Source organism: Nonomuraea sp. NPDC049637, assembly GCF_040675235.1.
Classification (GTDB): domain Bacteria; phylum Actinomycetota; class Actinomycetes; order Streptosporangiales; family Streptosporangiaceae; genus Nonomuraea.
On the sequence record NZ_JBFAOM010000002.1, the window covers coordinates 164,908 to 188,900 of the forward strand.

Here is a 23,993-nt window from a genome sequence, read left to right on the forward strand (position 1 = left end):
GACGGGAAACCATGACCGATGCCGCGCCGACCGGTGACGAGCTGGTCGAGATGCTGGCGGCGCTGGGCAACCCCCTGCGGGTGCGCATCGTCGCGACCCTGGCCGCCGGCCGCGACTATGTGAGCCACCTGGCCCGCGAGATCGGCGTCAGCCGTCCGCTCCTCCACATGCACCTGCGGCGGCTGGAAGCGGCCGGCCTGATCGTCGGCACGCTGGAGCTCTCCGAGGACGGCAAGGCCATGAAGTACTACGAAGTCACCGACTTCGACGTCCACCTCACCGCAGCGGCGCTGGCCGAGGCGGCCAAGACCCTCACCGCGCCCGACCCGGAGCCCAAGGAGCGCCCCTGATGCCCACCGCCTGGCCCGAGGTGATCTTCATCCTCGGCGTGCTGCTCGTGACCGGCTTCCTGATCTGCCTGGTCATCGTCGGCCTCTTCGACTTCCGCAAGGCGAAGCTGGAGGCCCTGCAGAAGGACGACCTGCGCCGGCTCGTGCACAGGTTCGAGCAGCTCGCCGAGAACACCCTCGACGCCCAGCAGCGCTCGGCGGCCGACCTGGCCGAACTGCGCGCCCGCACGGCGTCGATCGAGCAGATCCTCAGAACCGTCGAGTAGGAGCGTGCCATGAAAGCCATCCGTTACGCCGCCTACGGGCCGCCCGAGGCCGTCATCGAGCTGCGCGAGGTCGACCCGCCGCCGGTCGGCGACGACGACGTGCTGGTCCGGGTGCGGGCCGCGTCCGTCAACCCGGGCGACTGGCACTTCGTGCGCGGCCTGCCGTACGTGATGCGGGCCGTCTCCGGGCTGCGCCGGCCCACGTTCGACGGGCTCGGCATGGACCTGGCCGGGCAGGTCGAGGCGACGGGCCGCAACGTCACCCGGCTGAAGCCCGGCGACGAGGTGTTCGGCCACTTCCGGGGCACCTTCGCCGAGTACGTCGCCGTCCCCCAGGACAAGGTGCTGCTGGAGAAGCCGGCCGGTTCTACGTACGAGCAGGCGGCGGCCGTGCCGCTGGCGGCGCTGACCGCCTACGAGGCCCTGGCCGTCAGAGGTGAGGTCAAACCAGGGCAGAAGGTCCTGGTCGTCGGCGCGGCGGGCGGGGTGGGGACGTTCGCGGTGCAGATCGCCAAGGCGCTGGGCGCCGAGGTGACCGGCGTGTGCAACGGCGGCAAGGCGGAGCTGGTCGCGTCCTTGGGGGCCGACGAGGTCATCGACTACACCAGACAGGACTTCAGCCACAACACCGGCCGGTACGACCTCATCCTCGACAACGTCGGCGACCGGCGTCTCGCGGACTACCGGCGGGCCCTCACCCCCACCGGCACCTACGTCCCCAACGGGGGCTCCGGCGGTGGATCGCTGCTCGGGCCGGCCGGGCGCATCCTGCGCGTGCTCGCGACCAAGCCGTTCGTCCGGCAGCGCATGGTCAACTTCGTCACCGCCCCGGACCGGGACACGCTGGCCGCCGTGCGCGGGCTCGTCGAGGCGGGCGAGGTCGTCCCGGTCGTCAGCCGGACGTACCGGCTGGACCAGGTGCCCGAGGCCATCGCCCACGTCGAGCAGGGCCACGCCACGGGCAAGGTCGTCGTCACCCTGTAGGCGCACCCAGGCGGCGCTGGGCGGAGCGCAGCATGGCCCGGACGATGATCGGGTGCACGAGGCGTACCGGCCAGAAGTAGAGCCGGCCGCGCCGGCCCTTCAGCCGGACGGTGGTCGTGACCCGCACGAGCCGCGCCTCGCGGTCGACCCCCACCCCGCAGCGGAAGTCCAGGTGCCGGTCGTCGGCCACGATCAGCGCCTCCTCCCCCTCGACCCGGGCGACCTGGAAGACGTCGCGCGGCGCGCGCGGGATGCCGGCCAGCGGCACGACCGCCTGGCGCAACCACAGGGCCGCGGCGATCCAGCGGGGCATCGACGCGACCGAGAAGACGGCCTTCGCCCAGGCCCGCGGATCGGCGGTCGCGCGCGGCGGCAGCACGCCGACGACCACGTCGGCGTAGTCGGGCGCGGGCATGTCGTCCAGGGCGGACGACCAGTAGACGGGTGTTCTCATGACGCCTCCATACGGTGCCGTATGGTGAGGACTATACGGTACCGTATGGCGAATGGCGCAAGGGGGCCGGATCACGGCGGAACAGTGGGTGGACGCGGCGTACGCGCGGTTCACCAAGATCGGGCTGGACTCGGTGCGGGTCGAGGCCGTCGCCCGCGACCTCGGCACCACCAAGGGCTCCTTCTACTGGCACCACGCCGACCGCGGCGCGCTCGTCCGGGCGGTCATGGAGCGCTGGGAGGCAGAGGAGACCGAGCACATCATCGCGGCCGCCTCCGCCGAGGCCGAGCCGCGCGCCCGGCTGCGCGCCCTGTTCGGCACGGTCGCGGCCCGCGCCGGGCGGCGCGGCGGCGAGAGCCGCCTCTACCTCGACGCCGAACGCGAGGGCGTCGCCGACATCGTCACCCGGGTCACCCGCCGCCGCGTCGACTTCGTCGCCGGTCTCCTGGTGGGGCTGGGCTTCGACGAGGAGGAGGCGGAACGCCGGGCGCTGCTCGCGCTGGCGGTGGTGCTCGGCCTCCAGCAGCTCGAACGCGGCACGCGGCCACACATCGTGCTCGACCAGACGCTCCTCACCGAGACGGCTTTCACGATGGCCGTCACACCGCCCCGGTCCCAGGGCGAGTGAGGTCCGACCGCGGACGTTCGTCAGGCCCGACCGCGCAGGTCCGTCAGGCCCGATCGCGCAGGTCCGCCAGGCCCGATCGCGCAGGTCCGCCAGGCCCGATCGCGCAGGTCCGCCAGGGCCGGCTTCGGGGGTGAGGGGCGGTCCGGGCCGCATCCCGGAGCCGCCGGGACGCCGCTGGGCTGTTCGGACGGACGGTTGTCAGGCGTCCGGGCCGTTGCGCCGGAGTTCCAGGAAGTCCTGGTCGCAGCTCAGGCGGTAGCCGTCCGGGGTGCGGAAGTTCTCCTGGAGGTAGGCGGCGACCTCGTCCATGGCGGGCGGCTCCGGCAGCGGGACGACGTTCAGCATGAACTGCGCGACCGCCAGGGCGGTTTCCAGGTCGGGCATGGTCACGGAGGCCGGGTCGGTGCTGATGCCGATCTCCCACTCGGTGCCGGCGGTGGCGGCGAAGGCGCGTCCGAGGGCGTCCAGGTCGTAGCGGTGGCCGGTGAAGCGGCGCAGCAGGCGCATGCAGTCGCTGTCGGGGTTCTGCATGACGACCACGGCGAAGCCGCCCTCGGCCGTCCAGGAGGCCAGCCTCTGGAGCTGGCCCAGCCACGTCTGCTGCGGCACGTAGTACAGGACGTGCGCGCACAACACCAGGTCGGCGGTCTCCTGCGGCTCGGCGGTGGCGATGTCCTGGCCGAGGATCGTGGCCCCGGGACACCGGCGGGCCAGCTCCGCCCGCAGGTGCTCGTTCGGCTCGATGGCGATCGTCCGGTCGAACCTGGGCTCCAGCCACGCGGTGGTCTCGCCCGTGCCCGCGCCGGCGTCGATGAACGTACGGCGGTGGGGCAGCCGTCCCACGATCCGGGCCAGTTCTTCGCGGGCCCGGATCTTCTGGTCGGTGTGGGCCAGGAAGGTGGCGAAGGCGGCGTCGTAGGCCGCGCTCATCGGGTCGAGGATGTGCACGATGGGCGGCTCGGCATTGCTGTCGGTCATCACGGTCCCCGGCGTCACAAGTCAGTCACTTTCAGCTTATGGAGGACCACTCTACGTTCATGCGTATCTGGATCGGTGAAGCGGTGGACCGTGCCGAGGGGGCTGGTCTGGGACGGGTCCCAGGGTTTGGGAAGCTGGGGGGTCGCTGCGGGAGGGCGGCGGCGAACCCCAGGAGTCGAGGCAGAAGCTGAACGCAGTACTTCGCCGGTAACAGAGCAACGACGCGCCAACCGGAGGGGACTGAAAGCGCCCTTCCGGGATGGCCGAAGGGGCGCTTTTCCAGGGGCGAGGTGCCCCTCCAGGGGGTCCCGAAGGCGTCCGACGGTGGAACCGTCAGCGCCGAAGGCGCCCCCACCAGGGCGGGCTCCAGCAGACCCACCCGGCAACCAGGCAACGGGCTGGGTGGACCATGGGCGCCGAAGGCGCCGGGGCCGTCAGGTGCCGCCTCTTCCCGCCCACTTGATCTCGTACGCCCTCAGCGTCACCGTCTTGCCGTCCACCGTGGCCGTCACCTCCCGGTCGGACGTGTTCACCATGACGACCTGCTGCTCCTGCGCCAGCACCTTCACCTTCGGGTCGGACGACGTCACCGCGCTGTCGAGCCGCGCCCCCGCCGGGAACCACCGGGTGAACCCGCTCAGCAGCCCCGCCATCGGCATCTCGTCCCCCCGCCCGGGCGCCCAGAGGCAGCCGTCACACTGGCCCGTCCCCTTCACCTGCGGGTTCCAGTACAGGGCGGTGGTGACGCCGCTCCTGGCGAACTCCATCATCGCCGCCGCCTGGACGGCCGTGCGCCGCTCCTCGCTCCACCCGGAGTTCTCCGGCTCGACGTACCACTCGGCCCACCAGACGGGCAGGTCGCCGCTCTTCTCCCGCAGCCACTTCGTGATCGCGCCGAACTTGCCGAGCGCGCCGAAGTCGTCGGGAATGTTCCCCTTGTCGGTCGTCATCGAGGCGCCGTCCACGACGATGAAGTCGGCGCCCTTCTTGTGCTCGATCCAGTACTCGATGGCGTCGAGCGCCCGCTGGTCGACGGTCCCCCAGGGGCCCTTCAGCTCGGAGGGCCCGCCGCCCGAGCCGGTCTCGATCGGCATGTACGGCCCGCCCACCTTGATCTGCGGGTCGACCTTCTTCAGCGCCGCGTAGACCTTGTTGTAGAGCTGGGTGTACCCCTCGGCGTCCCAGCGGTTGGTCGAGGGGTCCCAGAAGCCCTTGAACTCGTTCCACACCATGTAGTACTTGACGGTCGGGTACTGCCGGGCCACCCGCGCGGCCAGCTTGGCGTAGTCGTCGAAGTGCTCCGGCTCGGGGGCGACGGTGTGGTTCTTGCTCCAGTCGGTACGTCCGGGCTGCCCGCCCTTCATCCAGTCGGGCGCGCAGCACAGGGTGATCACCGGCACCGCCCGCGACGACGCCATGAACGTCAGCCGCCGGTCGAGGTCGCGGAAGCTGAACTGGCCGGGGCTCGGCTCGGGGTTGCCCACGCCCCACCCCATGATGTGCTGGTTCTGCAGCATCGGCACCCGCCCGAGCAGGCCCCTGGCCTGGTCGACGACCTGGCGCGGCTCCGTCTCGGTGCTGTACTGCGTGTGCGTGACGCCCCACCGGGGCCAGTCGTTGAGCACGGGCGGCTGTTCGAGCCGCGGCGGCGCCTGGGTGGGCCCGACCTCGGCCACCTCGCCGCCCTTGAAACCCTCGCGGGGGCTCGACCGCATGCCCGCGTAGACCATGATGCCGACGACGAGCACGACCGCGAGGACGCCGGCCCCCAGGGCGATCGGCCATGGCGACCGTCTGCGCGCGTGTCTGCCCTCGGTGGGAATCACGGAACGCTCCTTACCATCACGCAACGTACAAGGGCCAGGCAGTGCCCGGCCCTTATGACGGTAATCGTTCCGCTTGCAGCAGACTTGATGTCAATCGGAAGCGGGTGGGCGCTGACCGCCCGCGGGCCCGGGAACCCCTGAGTAACGGTACGCCACCGGCTGCCTACCCGGCTGCACGACGAGCAGGGTGCCCGGCGTCTCGGCGTAGAAGGCGGACTCGACGGCGGCGGCGACGTCCTCGGCGGTGAGCAGCGGGAATCCGGCGTCGACGAACATGTCCCGCGCGGCGGCCACCAGCGGAGTGTCGGTGAATCCGGGGCAGACGGCGTTGATCCGGATGTTCTGCTGGGACAGCGGCTCGGCCAGCGCCCGGACCAGGCCGACGACGGCGTGCTTGGTCATGGTGTAGATCGGGTCGCCGGCGAAGGCCACCAGCCCGGCCAGCGAGGACGTGGCCACGATCGCGCCGCCGCCCGACCTGGCCAGCAGCGGCACGCTGGCGCGCACCCCGAAGACGACGCCGTCCACGTTCACGCCGACCACCGCGCGGTAGCGCTCCAGGTCGAAGTCCGCCAGGTCGACGCCCCCGGAGATGCCGGCGTTGAGATGCACCAGGTCGAGGCGGCCGTACCGCTGCTCGGCGAGCGCGACGGCCTCCAGGGAGGCTTCCTCGGTGCTGACGTCGGCGGCCAGCCACGCGCCCTCGACCTCCTTGGCCACCCGTTCGACGCCCTCGCCGTCGCGGTCGACGAGGACGCACTTCGCGCCGCCCGACGACAGCCGCCGGGCCACCGCGGCGCCGATGCCGCTGGCCGCTCCGGTGATGAGTGCAACTGTGCTCATGGGGCTCCTTGCGGGGTCAGGGCTGGTCGAGCATGCGATGGGCGCGGGCGATCAGGGTCGGCACGGCCGCGCCGATGCGGTCGAACCCCTCCCCCACGGTCTTACCCTGCTTGAACCGGGCGTGGATACCCTCCACGATCACCGCCAGCTTGAAATTGCCGAAGGCCACGTAGAACCCGAGGTCGGAGATGTCGCGGCCGGAGACCTTCCCGTAGTGGGCGGCGAACTCGGCGGCGTTCATGAACCCCGGCGCCACCGTCACGTCCCCGGAGACGGGGATGCGGGCCCGTTCGTCGTCCCCGCGGTCGTGCCAGTACGTCAGCGTCAGCCCCAGGTCGGCCAGCGGGTCGCCGAGCGTGGACATCTCCCAGTCGACCACGGCCATGATCTCGATCTCGGCCGGCGGCGGCGCCAGGCGCACCAGCGTGTTGTCCAGCCGGTAGTCGCCGTGCACCAGGGTGCTGTCGGACGCGGCGGGCAGCCGCTCGCGCAGCCGCCGGACGAGGCTGTCGTAGTCGGGCAGGTCGGCGGTCTTCGACCGTTCCCACTGCTGGCACCACCGGTCGAGCTGCCGGGCCAGGTATCCCTCGGGACGGCCGAAGTCGCCGAGCCCGACCTCGCGGTAGTCCACGGCGTGGATGGCGGCCAGCACCTCGGCCAGCCGCTCCGACAGCCGCCGCGTCTGGGCCGGCGTCGGCCGCCCCAGCTCGTCCTTGGTCTGGACGGCGGCGCCGGGCACGTACCCCATGACATAGAACGGCGCCCCGACCACCTCCTCGTCGGCGCAGAAGGCGACGGGCTCGGGCACCGGGACGGGCGTCGGCGCCAGCGCGGAGATGACCCGCCACTCCCGCCGCATGTCGTGGGCGGTGGGCAGCACGTGACCCAGCGGCGGCCTGCGCAGCACCAGCCGGCGCTCGCGCGCCTCCACCAGGTAGGTCAGGTTCGACCTGCCTCCGGAGATCAGCGAGACGGACAGCGGCTCCCCGGCGTCCGGCACGTTCCTGCCCAGCCACGAGACCAGCCGCGGCCAGTCGATCCCTGGTACGGTCATGGACACACATTAGAACGCCACTCGGTCCTGAAAGCCAGCTGAGAGTTGCATAACAGTAGGCCCGGCACATCCCAGGCATGGACGCCCATCCTTTAACCTGGCCATACACCTCTGACCGCATGCTGGTCAGATTGTGGTAAGCCGACAGTAGGAGCCCATGCGCGTCACCGTTGCCCACCCTCGTGATCTGGGACAGCCCGAACTCAGCCGATGGCGCGCCCTGCAGGAGTCCGACGCCGCCTTCGACAACCCCTTCCTGTCCCCGGAGTTCACGGTCACGGTGGGCGAGCTCCGCGATCTGGTCCGGGTGGCCGTCCTGCACGACGGGCCGGACATCGTCGGCTTCTTCCCCTTCGAACGCCATCCGCTGGGCATCGGCAAGCCGGTCGCCGCGGGCCTGACCGACGCGCAGGGCCTGGTCCACGCCAAGGGCCTCGACCTCGACCCGCACCGGCTGATCAAGGACTGCGGGCTGTCGGTCTACGAGTTCGACCACCTGGTCTCCGGCCAGCCGCTGCTCGACGGGCGATACACCACGCACCCGTCGCCGATCATCGACCTGCGCGACGGCTACGGCCCCTACACCGAGACGTTGCGGGACCGGTCCGGCAAGACGTACAAGTCGACGCTGGCCAAGTCGCGCAAGCTGCAGCGCGAGTCGGGGCCGCTGCGCCATGACTACGCGATCACCGACACCGGCCCGCTGCACACGCTGCTCGGCTGGAAGACCGACCAGTACCGGCGTACCGGGCGCACCGACCGGTTCTCCCAGCGGTGGATCGTCGAGCTGGTCGAGCGGCTGCTCGCGACCCGGTCCGACAGCTTCGCCGGCGTCCTCGACATGGTCTACGTCGACGACGTGCCGGTGGCCGGGCACTTCGGGGTGCGCACCCGCACGACGCTGGCCGGCTGGTTCCCGGCCTACGACACCGCCTTCGCCAAGTACTCCCCCGGGCTCATCCACCACCTGGCGATGGCCGAGGCGGCCGCCGCGTCGGGCGTCCAGGTGATCGACATGGGCCGGGGCGAGAAGGAGTACAAGGAGAAGCTCAAGAACGGCGAGCTGGAAGTCGCGGAGGGCCGCGTGGCCAGGGCCGGTGTGGCGGCCGGGGTCCACTGGATGATGCGGGTGCCGGTGCGCAAGACACGCGCCACGGTGATGGCCAATCCGCTGCTGCTCAAGACCGCCGACAAGGCGTTGAAAACTTTTGGGCGCTTGCGTACCGTCCTACAAGGGTGAGACTCATCGCGGAGCGCACCGGGCGGCACTGCCTGTGGCTCCCATCCAACCGCCTCGGCCTCTACCTCGCGCTGCGCCACTGGTGCCTGCCGGGTCAGCGGCTGCTCATGTCTCCGGTCTCGGCCGACGAGATCCTCTTCCTCGTGCTGGCCGCCGGTCTGCGCCCGGTGATCGCGCCGCTGTCCCCGCGTGACGGCAACATCGACGTCTCCCGTGTCGATCTGTCCACGGTGGACGCCGTCCTGACGACGAACCTGTACGGCCTGCCCGACCAGGTGTCCGCCTTCACGGGAAAGATCCTGATCGAGGACGTGGCGCACGCCCTGGAGACCGCTCCCGGCGGGCGCCCGCTGGGCACGTTCGGCCAGGCGGGGGTGTTCAGCCTGTCCAAACATCCGGGCGCGGGCTCGGGCGGCGTGCTGGCGGTGACCGACCGCGCCGACCTCGAAGCGCTCGAACGCGCCCGCGACGAGCTGCTCGTCCCCGGCGCGCTGCGCGCCGACCTGTTCAGCGTGGCCACCTCCATGGCCCGGCAGGCGGCGCTCAGGCTCGACCTCGTGCGCCCGGCGCTCGCGCTCATGCGCGCCCTCGGCATGCAGGAGGAGCGCGAGGGCTACCGCATCGCCCTGGAGCCCGACGCGCTGGAGCTGGCGCTCAAGCAGGTGCCCGCGCTGCCGCCGTTCGACCCGTGGGTACGCGCCGACCTGGCGGCCTACCGCGCCCGGCGGGGCCGGCTGGTCCGCTGGTACCAGTCCAGGCGTCTGGCCAAGGTGCCCGGCGAGCGGGCGCGGCGGCTGGCCGGGATCGCCCGGCTGGCCGAGCTGCCCACGGTGGCGCCGGCCGTGCTGGACCACCTGGACCAGCCGCTGTTCCGCGTCCCGCTGCTGGTGCACGACAGGGACGCGGCCGTCGCCGAGCTGGAGCGCCGCGGGGTGGCCACCGGCTACCTGTACGACCCGCCGTACGACGAGTACGCCCTCGGCTTCACCGACGCCTCGCCGGACCCGGGCCCCGCGCGCTGGTGGGCCCGGCACGTGCTGCCCGTGGACCCGCTGTACGCGGCCCGCTCGCTGCCCGTCCTGCGCGGTCTGGAGCCGCCTATGCGGGGTCCGCGCGAAGCAGCCTGAGGAACGCGCGCAGCCCGGTGATGATCTCCTGGTTGTCGTTGAGGCCGTCCACGGTCTCCTCGAAGCGGCGGGCCGTCAGCGTGATCCGGCGCTCCAGGTCATGGTCGGCCCGTTCCAGGCCGGCCCGGGTGGCCGCGAGCTCGCCGCCGAGCTCCTCGACCTGCCGGGTGAGCCGTTCGGCGGCGGCGGACAGCGTCTCGACCTGGTCGCGCAGCGCGATCACGTCGAGGCGCGGGTAGCGGACCTCGCGTCCCAGCGTCCTGACCCGTTCGCGCAGGTGCCCGACGTAGGCCCCGGCCGGCCGGAACGCGGTGGCCAGCAGGTAGAACCCGGCGAAGTAGTAGCCGATCTGCCGCCCGGAGAAGAACGTGACCACCGCGACCACGACGGCCGAGACCACGTGCCCGGCGACCGCGAGGACGAGCATGCGGCGGGCGATCGTCCTGGCCTCCTGCTCCCCGCGGGCCGGGACGTCGATGCCGGTCTCGCGGGAAACCGCGATGTCGTGCACCACCTGCCGGGCGGCGAAGGACAGGTTCCACGGGAAGGTCAGCAGGACGACCAGCCAGACCAGGCAGACCGCGCCCAGGCCCAGCGACAGGAGGGTGGACAGGGGCACGCCCGCGTACAGGACGAGCCACGCGGTGACCGCCGTGACGATCAGCGAGGCCGGCAGGAGCCAGGGTTTCATGCCCGCCACCCTGCAGGCGGCGGCCCGGCGGGCGCCAGCGCTCAGATACTCAATCCGGTCTGAGCATCCCGGATCAGGCCGGCCAGCACCGCGCAGCCGCGCCGGACGTCCCTGAGCGAGGCCGAGCCGTAGCCGAGGACCAGTCCGTGCAGGCGGGCGCGGTCGTGGTGGTGGCGGTCGGCGGGGTCGAGCAGCACGCCGCGTTCCCTGGCCCGCTCCACGACCTCCTGGACGTCGCCCGCGGGCAGCTCGGCCAGCACGTGCAGCCCGGCGGTGTCGCCGCGCAGGCGGCAGACCGGGCCGAGGATCTCCACCACGGCGGCCCGGCGGCGGGCGTACTCCAGGCGCATCCTGCGCAGGTGGCGGTCGAGGTCGCCGCGTTCCAGGAGGGTGGCGACGGCCTGCTGGACCGGTCCGCTGGTGCGGTCGGAGACCGCGGCGCGGATGGCGGCGATCCGGCTCACCAGGTCGGGCGTGCCGACCAGCCAGCCGACGCCGACGTCGGGGGCCAGGGTCTTGGACAGCGAGCCGAGCAGCACGACGCGGGTGGGGTCGAGGCCGTAGAGGGCGGGCAGGGGGGCGACGTCGTAGCGGAACTCGGCGTCGTAGTCGTCCTCGACGATCGTGGCGCCGGTGCTCCTGGCCCAGGACAGCAGGCGTTCGCGGCGCGGGATCGGCAGCCGGCCGCCCAGCGGGTACTGGTGAGCGGGGGTGGTGTAGAGGACGCGCAGGTCGCGGGGCAGGCCGTCGACGATCACACCGTCCTCGTCCACCGGGCAGGGCACGACCTCGGCGCCCCTGGCCGCGAACACCGTGCGGGCCACGTGGTAGCCCGGGTCCTCGACGCCCGCCCGTCCGCCGCCGGCCAGCAGGGCCAGCGCGCACAGGTCGAGGCCGTTGCCGGTGCCCCTGGTGACCAGGACGTTCTCCGGGCCGACGGCCATGCCCCTGGCCCTGCGCAGGTGGTCGGCGAGCAGCTCGCGCAGGCGCGGCAGGCCGTGCAGGTCGGGCGAGTCGCCGGGCGGCAGCTCGCCGGCCCGGCGCCAGGCCCGCTTCCAGGCGGCCCGGTCGTAGTCGCGCACCCACGGGTCCCCCGGACGCAGGTCGATCCACTCGCCCTCGGGGCGGCGGGCGGGCGGCGCCGGTTCGTACGGGCTCTCGCGCGGCGGGACGTGCGACTCCATGGCCGCCACGAACGTGCCGGACCCGTGGCGCCCCTCCAGCCAGCCCTCGGCGTAGAGCTGCTGGTATGCCTCGGTGACGACCGTCCGGCTGACCTTGAGCTGGTCGGCCAGCGCCCGCGTGGACGGCAGCCGCTCGCCCGGCGCGAGCGCGCCGCCCATCATGGCGTGCCGCAGCCAGCCGGCGAGCTGGGTGGTCAGCGGGACGGCCGAGTCGCGGGACAGGGATACCGGCAGGTCAATGTGGGTGCGCACGAAAGTGGTCTCTAGGAAGGGTCGGTTAGTGGCCCTACAGGATAGGTCCACTTCACGAATAGCGTCGAATCATGCTCTCCTCCACCCCGCGCACGGCTCTCGGCCGAGAGAAGCACCGCGGCAGCACCGACCGGAACGACCTCTACGACGTGCTCGACAGCGGGCTCGTCTGCCACCTGGGCGTGGTGGCCGACGGCCATCCCATGGTCGTGCCCACCGGCTACGGACGGATCGGCGACACCCTCTACCTGCACGGCTCCACCGGCGCGCGCTCGCTGCGGGCCGGCGACGGCGCCGAGGTGTGCGTCACGGTCACCCACCTGGACGGCATCGTGCTGGCCCGCTCGGTCTTCAACCACTCCGTCAACTACCGTTCGGCGATCGTCTACGGCCGGGCCCGGCTGGTGAGCGACCCCGACGAGCGGCTGGCGGCCCTGCGGGCGCTCACCGAGCAGCTCGCCCCCGGCCAGTGGGACTACGTCCGGCCGCCCACGCGCAAGGAGCTGGCCGCCACCGCCGTGCTGGCCCTGTCGCTGGCGGAGGCGTCGGTCAAGATCCGCAGCGGGGCGCCGGAGGACGACGAGGAGGACTACGCGCTGCCGGTCTGGGCCGGGGTGCATCCGCTGGTCACGTCCTGGGGCGAACCGCAACCGGATCCGGCACTTCCAGAAGGTATCGATATACCGGTTCACATCCTCCGTCGGGAGTAGTTCCATGAATCCGGAACCACCTGGCAAACCCGACTCCTTGATCACGCGTCTCATCAGGTGGGCCGGCTCCTGATGGGAGAGGGCGATGGAGTGGAGTGCTCCCGGTTACACGGAGATCAGACAGCTCGGCGCGGGCGCGAGCGGGCGCGTCGTGCTGGGCGTGCACGACGAGACGGGCGTGAAGGTCGCGATCAAGTACCTCTCCGAGGCGCTGCTGCGCGACCCCGCCGCCCTGTCCCGCTTCCAGGCCGAGGCGCGGGTGCTGACCTCGCTGCGCGATCCGAACATCGCCACGATGTGGGAGTACATCCAGGAGCCGAACGGCGCCTGCATCGTGATGGAGCTGGTCAACGGCGTCTCGCTGCGCGCCCTGCTGCGTGAGAACGGCACCACCGAGCCCGAGGCGGCGCTGGTCGTGCTGAAGGGCTCGCTGCTGGGCCTGGCCAGGGCCCACGGGTCCGGGGTGGTGCACAAGGACTACAAGCCCGAGAACGTGCTCGTCCGCGACGACGGGACGAGCAAGCTCGTGGACTTCGGCGTCGCGGTGCCGCAGGGCACGGCCACGCATCCGGAGGGGACGCCGCCGTACATGGCGCCGGAGTTGTGGGCCGGCCGGCCCGCCTCGCCGGCGACCGACGTGTACGCGGCCACCGCGGTCTTCTTCGAGTGCCTGACCGGGCACCGGCCGTACCGGTCCACCGAGCCCAGCGTGCTCGGCTACCAGCACGTGCACGCGCCGGTGCCCTTCCACGACGCGCCCGAGCCGGTCCAGGAGCTCGTCCGGCGCGGCCTGGCCAAGGAGCCGCGGGACCGGCCGCCGAGCGCGCTGGCCTTCGTCGAGGAGCTGGAGGCCACGGCGCGGGCCGCGTACGGCGAGGACTGGGAGGAGCGGGGCAGGCGGCGCCTTGCCGCGCTGGTCGCCCTGCTCGCGCTGCTGCTGCCGGCCCCGCCGCAGCCCACCCCCGAGGTCACCACGTCCCTGGCCAGGACGGTCTTCCGCGGGCTGCGGTCCAACGCGGTGCGGGTGGGCATGGGCACCGCCCTGGTGGCGGTGGTGACGGTGGCGGTGGTGGTCGCGCTCGCCGCCCGGCGGCAGCCTGCCGAGCAGCCGGTCGGCGCGGCCGTCGCGGTGCCGCCGGCCACGACGGAGGCGGTGACCGCGCCGCCGAGCACGGCCGAGGCCGTGATCGCGCCGCCGACGACGCCCGAGGCGACGCCGCGGACCTCCGCCGAGGGGCCGCCGTCGCCGGCGTCCCCGCCCGAGCTGCTGCCGCCGCCGACGACCTCCAGCCCGCCGGTCACCACCCGGGCGCCGCGCACGCCGACGGCCGGGCCCACGAGGAGGCCGACCAGGACCGCCACGCCGAAGCCCCCGGTGACGCCCACCCGGACCCCGACGCCGACCCCCACCCCGAGTCCCGAACCGACACCCACGCCGACCCCCACGCCGACGCCCGTCGCGACCGTTCTCGGGGTGAGCGTGGGCGCCGTCACGGTGGACGGCGACGGCGTCGCGCGCGCCTCCGTCACCGTCCGGACCGCCGGGGGCGCCCCCGTCACCGCCACCGGGACGTGGACCGCGCCGGGCGTCGACGGCCGCGTCCAGCGCCTGCGGCTGAGCGGCGCGACATTCTACACCCGCGCCTTCACCTGGGACCTCGGCGAACGGCCGTGCGGCAGGACCGTCACGCTGACCGTCGTCACCTCCCCCGCCGCGCCGGGCGGCGCCCGGTCCTCCTCGGTAGCGGTGCCGGCCTGCCCGACGCGGGTGAACGGGCTGTTCGTCTCGCTGGCGATGCCCGACGCGCCGGGGCTGACCGCGCGCGCCCGGGTCGGCGTGACCGCCGACGGCACCGGCGCAATCCCGGTCGAGGCCGCGTTCGCGGTGGACGGCGAGACCGTCGGCACCCGTACGGCGAGCCTGTCCGGCCGGACCTCCTACTCCCGCGTCCTTACCCACGCCTTCCGCGCCCGCCCCTGCGGCTCCACCCTGTCGGTACGGGTTCGCGCCGGCGACCGCGTCCGGACCGCCCGGGTCGAGGTCACCTGCCCGCCCGCCGTGCGGCGGGTCTCGATCGTCAGGGCCGGTCTGGGCGAGGGCGGCCTGGTGGCGACCGTCTCGGTGGTCACCGCCGACGACCGGCCGGTGACGCTGGACGTGGGGTTCCTGCTCGGCGGCGAGCCGGCCGGCTCGGAGCGGATCACGCTGTCCGGCGACACCGCCTACACCAGGACGGTGAGCCGGGCGCTCAGGACCGTCCCGTGCGGCACCACCTGGACCGTCACGGCGAGCACGACGCCGGAGGCGGCCGGCGGACCGGACCGGGCGACCGGGAAAACCGCAGAATGCCCCAGAGAGACACCTAAGCCCGAAGAAACCCCAAAGCCACAGGAAACGCCCAAACCGCAGGAATCCCCATCATCCGATAGGCCCGGCACGGTGGACTAACCTCGCAAATTCGGCCATATCGGCATATCGGTGGTGGGAAAGCCCTTCCCTCTGGTTAAGCTACGCAGCGTTTGATGCGGGTGGGGGCCCGAATGACTCCAGAGGAGACCGTTTATGTACGGCGAAGGGCAGTGGGGGGTCCCCGGCTACACCGAAGTCCGGGAACTGGGCAGCGGTGCCGCCGGCCGGGTGGTCCTGGCCACGCGCGACCACGACGGCGTGGAAGTCGCCATCAAATATCTGAATGACGAGCTCAGGTCCGACATGGGCTTCGTGGCCAGGTTCCGGCACGAGGCCCGGCTGCTGGGCACCCTGCAGAGCTCGCACCACGCGCGCCTGATCGACTACGTCGAGTCGGGGCAGGGCGCGGCGATCGTCATGGAGCTGGTCAACGGCGTCTCGCTGCGCGAGATCCTGCGCTCCGAGGGGCCGACCGGGGCCGAGGCGGCGCTGGTCGTGCTCAAGGGCTCGCTCCAGGGGCTGGCCGCCGCGCACGCGATCGGCGTCGTCCACCGCGACTTCAAGCCCGAGAACGTGATGGTCCAGGGCGACGGCGTCAGCAAGCTGGTGGACTTCGGCATCGCGGTCCGGGCCGGCGAGGGGGCGAGCGCCGCGGGCACGCCGCCGTACATGGCGCCCGAGCAGTGGGCGGGCGGGGCCGCCGGGCCGGCGACCGACGTCTACGCCGCCACCGTCGTGTTCTTCGAGTGCCTGACCGGCACCCGGCCCTTCCGGGCGCCCAACATCGCCGCGCTGGCCCGCCAGCACCAGAGCGCGCCGCCGCCCGTCGAGGAGGTGCCCTCGGCGCTCCAGAGCCTGGTCGAACGCGGCCTGGCCAAGCAGCCGGGCGAACGGCCGCCGTCCGCCGAGGCGTTCCTGACCGAGCTGGAGGCCATCGCGGCCGAGGCGTACGGCGCCGACTGGGAGGAGCGCGGACGCCGCCGCCTGGCCGCGCTCGCGGGCCTGCTGATCCTGCTGTTCCCGAGCCCCCTGCACGATGCCGCCGAGACGCGGACCGCGCTCACCGAGACCCGTTTCCCCGACCCCGCCCGCCTGCTGAGCAAGCTCTCGGCGAAGATCGCGATCGGCGCGGTCGCCGTGGGCGTGGTGGTGGCCGTGGGCGTGATCCTGGTCAACTCCTCCTCCGACGAGCCGGTGCTGCGGGCCCAGACGAGCGAGGTCACGCCCAGCGCGACCGACCCGGTGATCGACGAGGAGCCCACGGAGGAGGAGCCGACCGCGACACCCGAGGAGACCACCCCGGAGCCGGACCCGACGCCGACCTCGGCGGACCCGGCCGTCTCGACCCCGCCGCCCGTCCTGCCGACGGCGACGGCGACGGCGGCGGCCTCGCCGTCCAGGACGCCCAAGCCGACCCCGACGCGGAAGCCGACCAGGCGGCCGGTCAGGACGCCGAAGCCGACGCCGACCGACTCCCCCGAGCCGGACATCACCGGCCGGAGCAGCACGAGCAGCGACGGCAGCAGGCCCACCTCGGCCGCTCCCACGCCCACCCGGACCTCCGCCCCGCCCACCAGGACGCCTCCGACCAGCCAGCCGCCGACCAGCCCGGCCCCCTCGGAGACATCGCAGACGCCGACAAGGACCTCGACTGACGACGGCGGCGGCGACGACGGCGGCAGCACCCAGACGCCCACCCTGGACCAGGTGGGCAAGGCGCAGGCCGGACTCCTCGCGCTCGGCCTGATGACGTCCGGCGCGGTTCCGGTCACACTTGCGGTGAAACGTCGCATGACAGGACGCCACAGAAAGCAGCGCTAGACGCGCCGGGGGGCCAAGGGGGATGGACAACCACAGGAACGGTATCGCCGGGTTCCGGCTGACCGAGCACACGTGGATGACCGAGCTCGGCAACTGGATCGACGCCATCTCGCCGGATGGCCGCAGGGCCGGGGCGCTGCTGTTCGACCCGCGGGTCATCGGCCTGCCCGGCGTCCGGGAACGCGTGGTGAACACCGTCATGACCGACCAGCACCTCGTGCTGGGCGGCATGGGCGGGCTGATCCCGGTGGCCGACGTCGTCGCGGCGGGCGACCAGGTGTGGCTGCTCACCGCGCAGGCGGTCAGCCCCACGCTGGCCGACCTGCTCGCCGGCGCGCCCGTCGACCCGGCGGGGGCGGCGTCGGTGCTGACGGAGACCGCCCAGACGCTGCTCGCGCTGCACGCCGCCGGGGTCACGCACGGCTCGGTGCACCCGGGCACGGTGGTGATCACCGCCGAGGGGGCCGCGCTGCTGTCGGAGCGCGGCCTGTCCGACGCGATCCGCGGCCAGGTCTCGCCGCGTGAGCGGGACGCGGCGGGCTGGGCGTCGCTGGCCCGCGGGCTGGCCGCGTCCTTCACGCAGACCGCGCCGCGGGCCGCCGGCCTGTTCGAACGGGCCGCGGGCACGGCCGTCACGCTCGGCCTCGAACCGGCCCGCGCCATGCTGAGCCAGGAACGCGCGGCGCTGCCCGGCGGCCTGATCAGCCGGGACTCGCTGGCGCGGGCGGCACGCGGCAGGTCGGCGTTCGCCCAGCCGCCGGCGTTCGCCGCGCAGCCGCCGCCGGCGCCCCAGGACGAGGGCGACATCGTCACGCTGCTGCACGTGCCGGCGTCGGGGTCGCCGCCCCGCCTGCAGTTCGGCCCGGGGGTGGGCGGTCCGGAAGCCGGCCCGGGGACCGGCGCCGGGACCGTGCGGCAGCCCCGCCAGGAGACGACGGCCGAACGCATCTGGCGCGAGGGACGCGACGGCGCCGCGACCGTCCACCAGCCGGACAAGCGCTCCCAAGGCCGGGTGGCCAAGGTGTCGCGGCGACGCCGGCGGCGCACGATCCTGTCCACGGCGCTCTTCGCGGTCGTCATGGCGGGCGCGATCGTGGCCTGGTTCAGGCTGACGGACGCCCCCGAGCTGGCGGTGCGGTCGATCGACGTGGTCGCGCCGAAGAAGACGCTGGGCTGCGGCGGCGCGATCGTCCTGACCGGGACGGTGGTCACCAACGGCGGCGTGGGCGAGATCCGCTACGAGTGGCGCAAGAACCTGGACAAGGAGGTCGTCAAGGGCAGCCTGCGCACGAGCGCCGACAAGACGTCCTACGCGGTGCCGCTGCGCTGGACGTTGTCGGGCAAGAGCAGCGTCAAGGCCACGGCCACGCTCAAGGTGCTCTCGCCGGGCCCGGCGCGTACCGACAAGGCGAGCTTCACCTACAAGTGCTGACCTTCCCTGAATGCGCAACAAAGCGGTTCTTACTAATCTGACGGGCATGACCACGCAGACCCCCGCGGGCTGGTACCCCGACCCGTACGGAGAGCCGCAGCTCCGCTGGTGGGACGGCAACCAATGGACGGACGCCACCCACGCGCAGGAGCGGCAGCCTCAGCCGCAGCAGCCGTCCTCCGGGCCGCAGCCGCAGTCGTCCCCCGACTGGTCGGCCACCCCGGCGAACCCCACGCTCCAGTACGGCCGGCCCTCGCCCGGCCAGCCGCCCTACGGGCCGCCCGCCGACCAGCAGCCCGCGCAGGGTCAGCCTCCCTACGGCGGGCAGCCTGCCCAGAGCCCGCCCGCCTACGGGCCGCCCACCCGGCAGCAGCCCGCCTTCGGACAGCAGTCCGCACAGCACCCCGCGCAGCAGTCCACGCAGTGGGCCGGGGGTCCGCTGCCCGGTCCCGGCCAGGCGCCGCCGCCCAAGCAGGGCAACCCGCTGCCGTGGGTGTTCGGCGGCCTGGCCGCGCTGGTCGTGGTCGCGCTGATCGTGGTCGCCGGGATCTTCTTCCTCAACCGGGGCAGCAGCACCCCGGTCGCCTCGCCCACCACCGAGGAGCCGCAGCCGTTCCCGACGGCCGAACCGCCCTCCGCCGGGCCGCCGACCGAGCTGCCCCCGCAGGGCGGCGAGCTGCCGCAGCCGCAGGACGGCCGCATCACCGACCCGCGGAGCGGCCTGTCCTACCAGGTGCCCGACGGCTGGAAGGTGCCCGCGTACGGTGACGTCAACGGCACCGACCCGTCCCAGCAGATGTGGACGAGCGGGGTGCAGGCCAGCTCGCAGGAGAACTACGAGGGCGACAAGGACTGGATCGGCAACGCCTACGCCGGCCCGCTGGCCGCGCTCATCCCCTACACCGGCGCCTCTGCGCTGGAGGACACGGCCAAGATGCTGTTCATGCAGTTCAGCACCCAGTTCTACGAGCCGCAGCACACCACCAAGCTGATCGAGAACAAGGCCACGAAGATCGGCGACCATGACGCGTGGGTGATGCAGTTCCAGCTCGACTTCACCGCCGTCGCGGAGAAGAACGGCTACAAGTGGAAGAAGGAGAACGCCGCGCTCGTGCTCATGGACCGCGGGGCGGGGCAGCGTCCGACGTTGCTGTACATCTCCGTTCCCGACAATCTGGGCACGGACGTGGTCGCCAAGGTTCTCGGCTCGCTCAAGCCCGCGTAAGCGGGGGCACTAGGCTGGTGGGGTAACAAGCGGGCGGATTGCTCCGAGCCGCTGGGCGAGGAGATCGAATGAGTGACGTGCTGGTCTGGATCGACTGCGAGATGACCGGGCTCGACCTGGGGCGCGACGCGCTCGTCGAGGTGGCCTGTGTCATCACCGACAGCGAGCTCAATCTGCTCGACGAAGGCGTCGACGTGGTCATCAAGCCGCCGCCGGAGTCGCTGGAGCAGATGTCGCAGGTCGTGCGCGAGATGCACACCGCCTCGGGCCTGCTGCCCGAGCTGCCGGGCGGCGTCACGCTGGCCGAGGCGGAGTCGCTCGTGCTCGACTACATCCGGCGGCACGTGCCGGAGCCGAAGAAGGCGCCGCTGTGCGGCAACTCGATCGGCACCGACCGCACGTTCATCGCCAGGGACATGCCCGGGGTCGACGCCTGGCTGCACTACCGCATGGTCGACGTCTCGTCGATCAAGGAGCTGGTGCGCCGCTGGTACCCGCGGGTCTACTTCGCGGCCCCCGAGAAGCAGGGCGGCCACCGCGCGCTCGCCGACATCAAGGAGAGCATCAGGGAGCTGCGCTACTACCGCGCGGCGATCTTCGTGGCGCAGCCCGGCCCCGACTCGGCGACCGCCCGGCAACTCGCCGAGCGGGTCACCGGCTAATTGGATGGCGTAAAGACTCCCGAACCCCGCTACACTTTTCCTGTGCCGTCACGAAGCGGGCGGCCATGGTGGGTGTAGCTCAGTTGGCAGAGCGCCAGGTTGTGGTCCTGGATGTCGAGGGTTCAAGTCCCTTCACTCACCCCAAGCGCACAGCCGGTCCCTCGGGACCGGCTGTTGTCGTTTTCTCCCGACAACGCCCCCAAATCAGGACAATGCGAGTTATGCTCGCTGTCTACCGCTAACGCCGGAAGCACGGGGGCCAACGGCGATCAGACCGTCTGCGCGCCCCCGGAGGCCGGATGAGAGTCGACGACGCAGCGTTCGACAGCGTGATCACGTCCTTGAGCAAACGTGAGGCCGAGGTCATGGATCTGATCGCCGCGGGCCGGTCCAACGGCCAGATCGCCCAGTGCCTGTTCCTCAGCGAGAAGACCGTGAAGAACCACGTCAACCGGATCTACGCCAAGCTCGGCGTCGACTCCCGGGTCACGGCCATCGGACTGTGGTTGTCGCTCAGGAAGGACGGCTCCTGACCCGGCGGCGGTTCAGCCGGTCGTGATCCGGCGGCCGGTCAGGCGGGTGGGCCGGATCTTCAGGTAGTGCTGGCGCCGCCCGCCGGCCCACGGCTCGACGCCCGTGCTCTCCGCCTCGGCCCGCTCGTCCTCGTCCGTGACGTGGTGCAGCGAGCCGTGGACGAGCACGCTCCAGCCGCCCCGCGTCAGCTCCTCGATGCGATCGACCTCGAACGCGACCTCGTACTCGACGTCCTCCACCCCCGTGCTCAGGTCCTCGTCGGTGCTGCCGCCCGCCGCGGTGCGGAACACGATCGCCCCCTCCGACATCCGGAAGTTCACCGGCAGCACGGTCAGGCCGTAGCGGCCCTCGAAGGCGATGCGGCCCACTCCTCCGGGCCGCAGCAGCCGCAGGCACTCCTCCTCCGCCAGCGGCACCAGCGTGGGGTGCTCCGCGGCGGGCCCCGCGCCGGCGGGCTCGGCCACCTCCCCGAGCAGGCCCTCCACGGTGGTCTCCAGCGCCTCGGCCAGGCGGGCCAGGGCCTCGCGCACCGAGATGCCGGACTGGTCCTCCAGATAGGCGACGTAGCCGACCGCCACGCCGGACCTGTCGGCCAGCTCCTGCCGGCTCAGGTTCAGCGATTCCCGACGTTCGGCTATCCGGCGGCCCAGGCGTTCCATCGTGGTCACTTGCTCAGACATACCGGTGCCCTACCCCGGATCTCCCCTCTTCCCGGTGGTGTCTGTGGCAGAAATGGTTTAACCGATGCTCTGGGTGCCATATGGACCATGGAACGCAATCCTGGAAGGGACGTGGTGATGGTGCGGAGAGCGCGCGTCGTCGTCGTGGGAGCGGGCTTCGCCGGCCTGGCCGCGACGCGGGAGCTGGCCAAGGGCGGCGCCCTGGTCACACTCGTGGACCGGAACCCCTACTCGACCTTCCAGCCGCTGCTCTACCAGGTGGCCACGGCGGGCATGGGCACGTCCGACGTCTCCTACCCGATCCGCACGTTCGCCGCCAAGTGGCCGAACGTCCGCGCCCACCGGGCCGCGCTGAGCAAGGTGCACCCGTCCGACCGGCGGGTGGAGTTCGCGGACGGCTCCACCCTCGACTACGACTACCTGGTGATCGCCACCGGCGTCACCACCAACTGGGTCCACGTGACCGGCGCCGAGGAGAACGCGCTGCCGATCTACTCGCTGCGCGACGCCGCCGACCTGCGACGGCATCTCCAGCACTGCCTGGAGGACACCGCGGCGGGCCGGCGCGAGAGCGCCCACGTCGTGGTGGTGGGCGGCGGCGCGACCGGCGTGGAGACCGCGGGCACGCTGGCCGAGCTGCGCCGCCGCACGATGCCGCTGACGCATCCCGAGATCCGGCCCGACCAGACGAGCGTCACCCTGGTCGAGCGGTTCGACTATGTGCTGGCGCCGTACAAGCCGCGACTGCGGGACGCGGCGGCCGAGGCGCTGCGCAGGAGAGGCGTCCGGATGCGCCTGGGAGCCACGGTGGCGGGCGTCGAGCCGGACGCCGTCATCCTGGAGGACGGGACGCGCCTGCCGAGCGACGTGACCGTCTGGGCCCTCGGCGTGACCGCGCCCAAGGAGGTGACCGACTGGGGGCTGCCGCAGGGCAAGGGCGGCCGGATCACGCTCACCGACGCGCTCACCGTGCCCGGCCATCCCGAGATCTTCGTGGCCGGCGACCTGGCCGGGCAGCCGGACGCGCTGCCCCAGCTCGCCCAGCCGGCCATCCAGATGGGCAAGCACGTGGGCAGGCAGATCCTGGCCGCCGCGCACGGGCGGCCGGTCAGCCGCTTCTCCTACCGCGACCCGGGGATCATGGCCACGGTCGGCAAGGCCGAGGCGGTGCTCCAGCTGCGCAACGGGCTGACCATGCGCGGCCTGCCCGCCTGGCTGGCCTGGATCTTCGTGCACGTGGCGTACCTGCTGGGCGGGCGCAACCGGGTCAGCGTGCTGCTGAACTTCTTCTGGCGCTACGGCGGGCCGCGCCGCAGCGCCACCAGCATCGCCTCGACCGAGTGAGCACCGGGTAGGGGTGCGGGTGCTCAGAGCGCGGCCGACAGTGCGGCCAGGCCGTGTTCGAGGTCGGCCTCGGGGATGTTCAGCGCCGGGCGCAGCCGGACGGACCGGGGCCCGCACGGCAGCGCCAGCACGCCGTGCTCCTCCCTGAGCCGGGTCACGTAGCCGTCCCTGGCGGCCTGGTCGGGCAGGTCGAAGGCGCACATCAGGCCCCTGCCGCGCACGCCGGAGACCGTGTCGGGGTGCTCGGCCTCCAGCTTGGTGAGCCGTTCGAGCAGGACGCCGCCGAGCCTGCCGGCCCGGGCGATCAGGCCGTCGCGCTCGATGATCTCCAGGATGCCGCGGCTGCGGACCATGTCCACCAGGCCGCCGCCCCACGTGGAGTTGATCCGGCCGCTGAGCTGGAACACGTTGTCGGCCACCAGGTCGACCCTGCGACCGGCCATGATCCCGCCGACCTGCACCTTCTTGGCGAAGGCCACCACGTCGGGGGCCAGGCCGAGCTGCTGGTAGGCCCAGGGCGTGCCGGTGGTGCCGCCGCCGGTCTGGACCTCGTCCAGGACGAACAGGGCGTCGTGCTCGTGGCACAGGGCCTGCATGGCACGCAGAAACTCGCCGCGCATGTGGTTGTCGCCGCCCTCGCCCTGGATCGGCTCGGCGATGAAGCAGGCGATGTCGTGCGGGTGACGTTCGAAGGCCGCCCTGGCCTGGGCCAGCGCGCGTTCCTCGGCGGCCTCGACGTCGCCGAGGTGGACGGCCGGCACGTCGATGCGCGGCCAGTCGAACTTGGGGAAGCGGTCGGTCTTGCCCGGCTCGGTGTTGGTCAGGCTCAGCGTGTAGCCGCTGCGACCGTGGAAGGCGCGGGTCAGGTGCATGACCTTGGTGCCCAGGTCGCGGGGGCGGCCGGCGGCCTCGTTGCGCCGGCTCTTCCAGTCGAAGGCGGTCTTGAGCGCGTTCTCCACGGCCAGGGCGCCGCCCTCGACGAAGAACAGGTGGGGCAGCTCGGGGTCGCCGAGCACGCGGGCGAACGTGTCGACGAAGTCGGCCAGGTGCTCGGTGTAGATGTCGGGGTTGGCGGGCTTGTTCCGGGCGACCTGGCCGAGCAGGGCGGCGAAGTCGGGGTCGAAGGGCGGGTTCACACCGAGCGGGGCGGACGCGAAGAAGGTGTAGAAGTCCAGGTAGCGGCGGCCGTTGCGGGCGTCCACCAACCAGGAGCCACGGCTGAGTTCGAGATCGAGGACGAGACGGTAGCCATCGACGAGCAGGTGACGGGCAAGGCGGGTGTGTACGTCCATGCCTTC

General features: G+C 72.4%; 23 protein-coding genes and 1 tRNA gene. 15 read left to right on the plus strand and 9 right to left on the minus strand.

Annotated features, from left to right (window positions below):
• Nucleotides 1-11 precede the first annotated feature (11 nt).
• The 3 genes from AB0J71_RS03185 to AB0J71_RS03195 are packed head-to-tail and all read left to right on the plus strand — an operon-like array spanning nt 12 to nt 1,600.
• On the plus strand, nt 12-350 hold the full coding sequence (locus AB0J71_RS03185) for a winged helix-turn-helix domain-containing protein (RefSeq protein WP_352326040.1): 339 nt from the start codon (nt 12-14) through the stop codon (nt 348-350).
• Entirely contained in the window at nt 350-616 is a 267-nt protein-coding gene (locus AB0J71_RS03190) for a hypothetical protein (RefSeq protein ID WP_352326042.1), read from the plus strand. Before AB0J71_RS03185 ends, AB0J71_RS03190 begins: the two co-directional genes overlap by 1 nt.
• A 9-nt stretch (nt 617-625) precedes the next feature.
• Nucleotides 626-1,600, plus strand: a complete 975-nt coding sequence (locus tag AB0J71_RS03195) for an NAD(P)-dependent alcohol dehydrogenase (protein WP_364412414.1) — start codon at nt 626-628, stop codon at nt 1,598-1,600.
• Here the strand turns inward: AB0J71_RS03195 and AB0J71_RS03200 are convergent.
• The gene (locus tag AB0J71_RS03200) at nt 1,590-2,054 is read right to left on the minus strand and encodes a DUF2867 domain-containing protein (RefSeq protein ID WP_352326045.1); all 465 of its coding nucleotides are present in this window, start codon (nt 2,052-2,054) and stop codon (nt 1,590-1,592) included. The two genes, AB0J71_RS03195 and AB0J71_RS03200, sit on opposite strands and share 11 nt — an antisense overlap.
• A gap of 52 nt (nt 2,055-2,106) precedes the next feature.
• Here AB0J71_RS03200 and AB0J71_RS03205 point away from each other — a divergent pair, with 52 nt between their 5' ends.
• A complete protein-coding gene (locus tag AB0J71_RS03205) occupies nt 2,107-2,682 on the plus strand; it encodes a TetR/AcrR family transcriptional regulator (protein WP_364412417.1) in 576 nt (191 codons plus the stop codon).
• 198 nt (nt 2,683-2,880) lie between these two features.
• Here AB0J71_RS03205 and AB0J71_RS03210 read toward each other — a convergent pair whose 3' ends face one another.
• The 4 genes from AB0J71_RS03210 to AB0J71_RS03225 form a co-directional block, all read right to left on the minus strand.
• Nucleotides 2,881-3,660: a methyltransferase domain-containing protein gene (locus AB0J71_RS03210; protein ID WP_364412420.1), complete on the minus strand. Its 780-nt coding sequence runs from the start codon at nt 3,658-3,660 to the stop codon at nt 2,881-2,883.
• 434 nt (nt 3,661-4,094) lie between these two features.
• Nucleotides 4,095-5,486 (minus strand): xylan 1,4-beta-xylosidase, encoded by a 1,392-nt coding sequence (locus AB0J71_RS03215; protein WP_364412423.1) that lies wholly within the window; start codon nt 5,484-5,486, stop codon nt 4,095-4,097.
• 90 nt (nt 5,487-5,576) lie between these two features.
• Nucleotides 5,577-6,329, minus strand: a complete 753-nt coding sequence (locus tag AB0J71_RS03220) for an SDR family NAD(P)-dependent oxidoreductase (RefSeq protein ID WP_364412426.1) — start codon at nt 6,327-6,329, stop codon at nt 5,577-5,579.
• Nucleotides 6,330-6,345: 16 nt separating this feature from the next.
• On the minus strand, nt 6,346-7,383 hold the full coding sequence (locus AB0J71_RS03225; protein WP_352326051.1) for a phosphotransferase family protein: 1,038 nt from the start codon (nt 7,381-7,383) through the stop codon (nt 6,346-6,348).
• Nucleotides 7,384-7,540: 157 nt separating this feature from the next.
• Here AB0J71_RS03225 and AB0J71_RS03230 point away from each other — a divergent pair, with 157 nt between their 5' ends.
• On the plus strand, nt 7,541-8,623 hold the full coding sequence (locus AB0J71_RS03230; RefSeq protein WP_352326052.1) for a GNAT family N-acetyltransferase: 1,083 nt from the start codon (nt 7,541-7,543) through the stop codon (nt 8,621-8,623).
• On the plus strand, nt 8,620-9,750 hold the full coding sequence (locus tag AB0J71_RS03235) for a DegT/DnrJ/EryC1/StrS family aminotransferase (protein ID WP_364412429.1): 1,131 nt from the start codon (nt 8,620-8,622) through the stop codon (nt 9,748-9,750). The genes AB0J71_RS03230 and AB0J71_RS03235 overlap by 4 nt, the downstream gene beginning before the upstream one ends.
• Here AB0J71_RS03235 and AB0J71_RS03240 read toward each other — a convergent pair.
• Nucleotides 9,722-10,441 (minus strand): hypothetical protein, encoded by a 720-nt coding sequence (locus AB0J71_RS03240; protein ID WP_352326054.1) that lies wholly within the window; start codon nt 10,439-10,441, stop codon nt 9,722-9,724. The genes AB0J71_RS03235 and AB0J71_RS03240 overlap by 29 nt on opposite strands.
• A gap of 41 nt (nt 10,442-10,482) precedes the next feature.
• Nucleotides 10,483-11,877 carry a PLP-dependent aminotransferase family protein gene (locus AB0J71_RS03245; protein WP_352326056.1) on the minus strand — a complete coding sequence of 465 codons (1,395 nt, stop codon included), beginning with the start codon at nt 11,875-11,877 and terminating at the stop codon, nt 10,483-10,485.
• A gap of 71 nt (nt 11,878-11,948) precedes the next feature.
• Here AB0J71_RS03245 and AB0J71_RS03250 point away from each other — a divergent pair, with 71 nt between their 5' ends.
• The 8 genes from AB0J71_RS03250 (at nt 11,949) to AB0J71_RS03285 (ending at nt 20,670) form a co-directional block, all read left to right on the plus strand.
• Nucleotides 11,949-12,587, plus strand: coding sequence for a pyridoxamine 5'-phosphate oxidase family protein (locus AB0J71_RS03250; RefSeq protein WP_352326057.1), 639 nt, complete (start codon nt 11,949-11,951; stop codon nt 12,585-12,587).
• An 85-nt stretch (nt 12,588-12,672) separates the two neighbouring features.
• Nucleotides 12,673-15,036 (plus strand): protein kinase, encoded by a 2,364-nt coding sequence (locus AB0J71_RS03255; protein ID WP_364412432.1) that lies wholly within the window; start codon nt 12,673-12,675, stop codon nt 15,034-15,036.
• 114 nt (nt 15,037-15,150) lie between these two features.
• The gene (locus tag AB0J71_RS03260) at nt 15,151-16,818 is read left to right on the plus strand and encodes a protein kinase (RefSeq protein ID WP_364412435.1); all 1,668 of its coding nucleotides are present in this window, start codon (nt 15,151-15,153) and stop codon (nt 16,816-16,818) included.
• A gap of 22 nt (nt 16,819-16,840) precedes the next feature.
• Nucleotides 16,841-18,250, plus strand: coding sequence for a hypothetical protein (locus tag AB0J71_RS03265; RefSeq protein ID WP_364412438.1), 1,410 nt, complete (start codon nt 16,841-16,843; stop codon nt 18,248-18,250).
• Nucleotides 18,251-18,296: 46 nt separating this feature from the next.
• Nucleotides 18,297-19,475, plus strand: coding sequence for a DUF2510 domain-containing protein (locus tag AB0J71_RS03270; RefSeq protein ID WP_352325183.1), 1,179 nt, complete (start codon nt 18,297-18,299; stop codon nt 19,473-19,475).
• 68 nt (nt 19,476-19,543) lie between these two features.
• On the plus strand, nt 19,544-20,137 hold the full coding sequence (gene orn / locus AB0J71_RS03275) for an oligoribonuclease (RefSeq protein WP_352325185.1): 594 nt from the start codon (nt 19,544-19,546) through the stop codon (nt 20,135-20,137).
• Nucleotides 20,138-20,205: 68 nt separating this feature from the next.
• Nucleotides 20,206-20,281 (plus strand) — tRNA-His (locus AB0J71_RS03280).
• Between the two features lie 155 nt (nt 20,282-20,436).
• Nucleotides 20,437-20,670: a helix-turn-helix transcriptional regulator gene (locus AB0J71_RS03285; protein ID WP_352325186.1), complete on the plus strand. Its 234-nt coding sequence runs from the start codon at nt 20,437-20,439 to the stop codon at nt 20,668-20,670.
• 12 nt (nt 20,671-20,682) lie between these two features.
• Here AB0J71_RS03285 and AB0J71_RS03290 read toward each other — a convergent pair whose 3' ends face one another.
• Nucleotides 20,683-21,351, minus strand: coding sequence for a pyridoxamine 5'-phosphate oxidase family protein (locus tag AB0J71_RS03290; protein ID WP_364412441.1), 669 nt, complete (start codon nt 21,349-21,351; stop codon nt 20,683-20,685).
• Between the two features lie 87 nt (nt 21,352-21,438).
• Between AB0J71_RS03290 and AB0J71_RS03295 the strand changes: the two genes are divergently transcribed.
• Complete coding sequence (locus AB0J71_RS03295; RefSeq protein ID WP_364412444.1) at nt 21,439-22,695, plus strand: NAD(P)/FAD-dependent oxidoreductase; 1,257 nt, start codon at nt 21,439-21,441, stop codon at nt 22,693-22,695.
• 23 nt (nt 22,696-22,718) lie between these two features.
• Here the strand turns inward: AB0J71_RS03295 and lat are convergent, their stop codons facing one another.
• Complete coding sequence (gene lat / locus AB0J71_RS03300; RefSeq protein ID WP_364412447.1) at nt 22,719-23,987, minus strand: L-lysine 6-transaminase; 1,269 nt, start codon at nt 23,985-23,987, stop codon at nt 22,719-22,721.
• Between the last annotated feature and the right edge of the window lie 6 nt (nt 23,988-23,993).

Bases quoted from the DNA above. Each gene is read 5' to 3' on its own strand.
- AB0J71_RS03185 (WP_352326040.1), top strand. From the start codon at position 12: ATGACCGATGCCGCGCCGACCGGTGACGAGCTGGTCGAGATGCTGGCG.
- AB0J71_RS03195 (WP_364412414.1), top strand. From the start codon at position 626: ATGAAAGCCATCCGTTACGCCGCCTACGGGCCGCCCGAGGCCGTCATC.
- AB0J71_RS03200 (WP_352326045.1), bottom strand. From the start codon at position 2,054: ATGAGAACACCCGTCTACTGGTCGTCCGCCCTGGACGACATGCCCGCG.
- lat (WP_364412447.1), bottom strand. From the start codon at position 23,987: ATGGACGTACACACCCGCCTTGCCCGTCACCTGCTCGTCGATGGCTAC.
- AB0J71_RS03295 (WP_364412444.1), top strand. From the start codon at position 21,439: ATGGAACGCAATCCTGGAAGGGACGTGGTGATGGTGCGGAGAGCGCGC.
- AB0J71_RS03290 (WP_364412441.1), bottom strand. From the start codon at position 21,351: ATGTCTGAGCAAGTGACCACGATGGAACGCCTGGGCCGCCGGATAGCC.
- AB0J71_RS03240 (WP_352326054.1), bottom strand. From the start codon at position 10,441: ATGAAACCCTGGCTCCTGCCGGCCTCGCTGATCGTCACGGCGGTCACC.
- AB0J71_RS03260 (WP_364412435.1), top strand. From the start codon at position 15,151: ATGTACGGCGAAGGGCAGTGGGGGGTCCCCGGCTACACCGAAGTCCGG.
- AB0J71_RS03210 (WP_364412420.1), bottom strand. From the start codon at position 3,660: ATGACCGACAGCAATGCCGAGCCGCCCATCGTGCACATCCTCGACCCG.
- orn (WP_352325185.1), top strand. From the start codon at position 19,544: ATGAGTGACGTGCTGGTCTGGATCGACTGCGAGATGACCGGGCTCGAC.
- AB0J71_RS03285 (WP_352325186.1), top strand. From the start codon at position 20,437: ATGAGAGTCGACGACGCAGCGTTCGACAGCGTGATCACGTCCTTGAGC.
- AB0J71_RS03225 (WP_352326051.1), bottom strand. From the start codon at position 7,383: ATGACCGTACCAGGGATCGACTGGCCGCGGCTGGTCTCGTGGCTGGGC.
- AB0J71_RS03230 (WP_352326052.1), top strand. From the start codon at position 7,541: ATGCGCGTCACCGTTGCCCACCCTCGTGATCTGGGACAGCCCGAACTC.
- AB0J71_RS03270 (WP_352325183.1), top strand. From the start codon at position 18,297: ATGACCACGCAGACCCCCGCGGGCTGGTACCCCGACCCGTACGGAGAG.
- AB0J71_RS03190 (WP_352326042.1), top strand. From the start codon at position 350: ATGCCCACCGCCTGGCCCGAGGTGATCTTCATCCTCGGCGTGCTGCTC.
- AB0J71_RS03205 (WP_364412417.1), top strand. From the start codon at position 2,107: ATGGCGCAAGGGGGCCGGATCACGGCGGAACAGTGGGTGGACGCGGCG.
- AB0J71_RS03255 (WP_364412432.1), top strand. From the start codon at position 12,673: ATGGAGTGGAGTGCTCCCGGTTACACGGAGATCAGACAGCTCGGCGCG.
- AB0J71_RS03265 (WP_364412438.1), top strand. From the start codon at position 16,841: ATGGACAACCACAGGAACGGTATCGCCGGGTTCCGGCTGACCGAGCAC.
- AB0J71_RS03250 (WP_352326057.1), top strand. From the start codon at position 11,949: ATGCTCTCCTCCACCCCGCGCACGGCTCTCGGCCGAGAGAAGCACCGC.
- AB0J71_RS03220 (WP_364412426.1), bottom strand. From the start codon at position 6,329: ATGAGCACAGTTGCACTCATCACCGGAGCGGCCAGCGGCATCGGCGCC.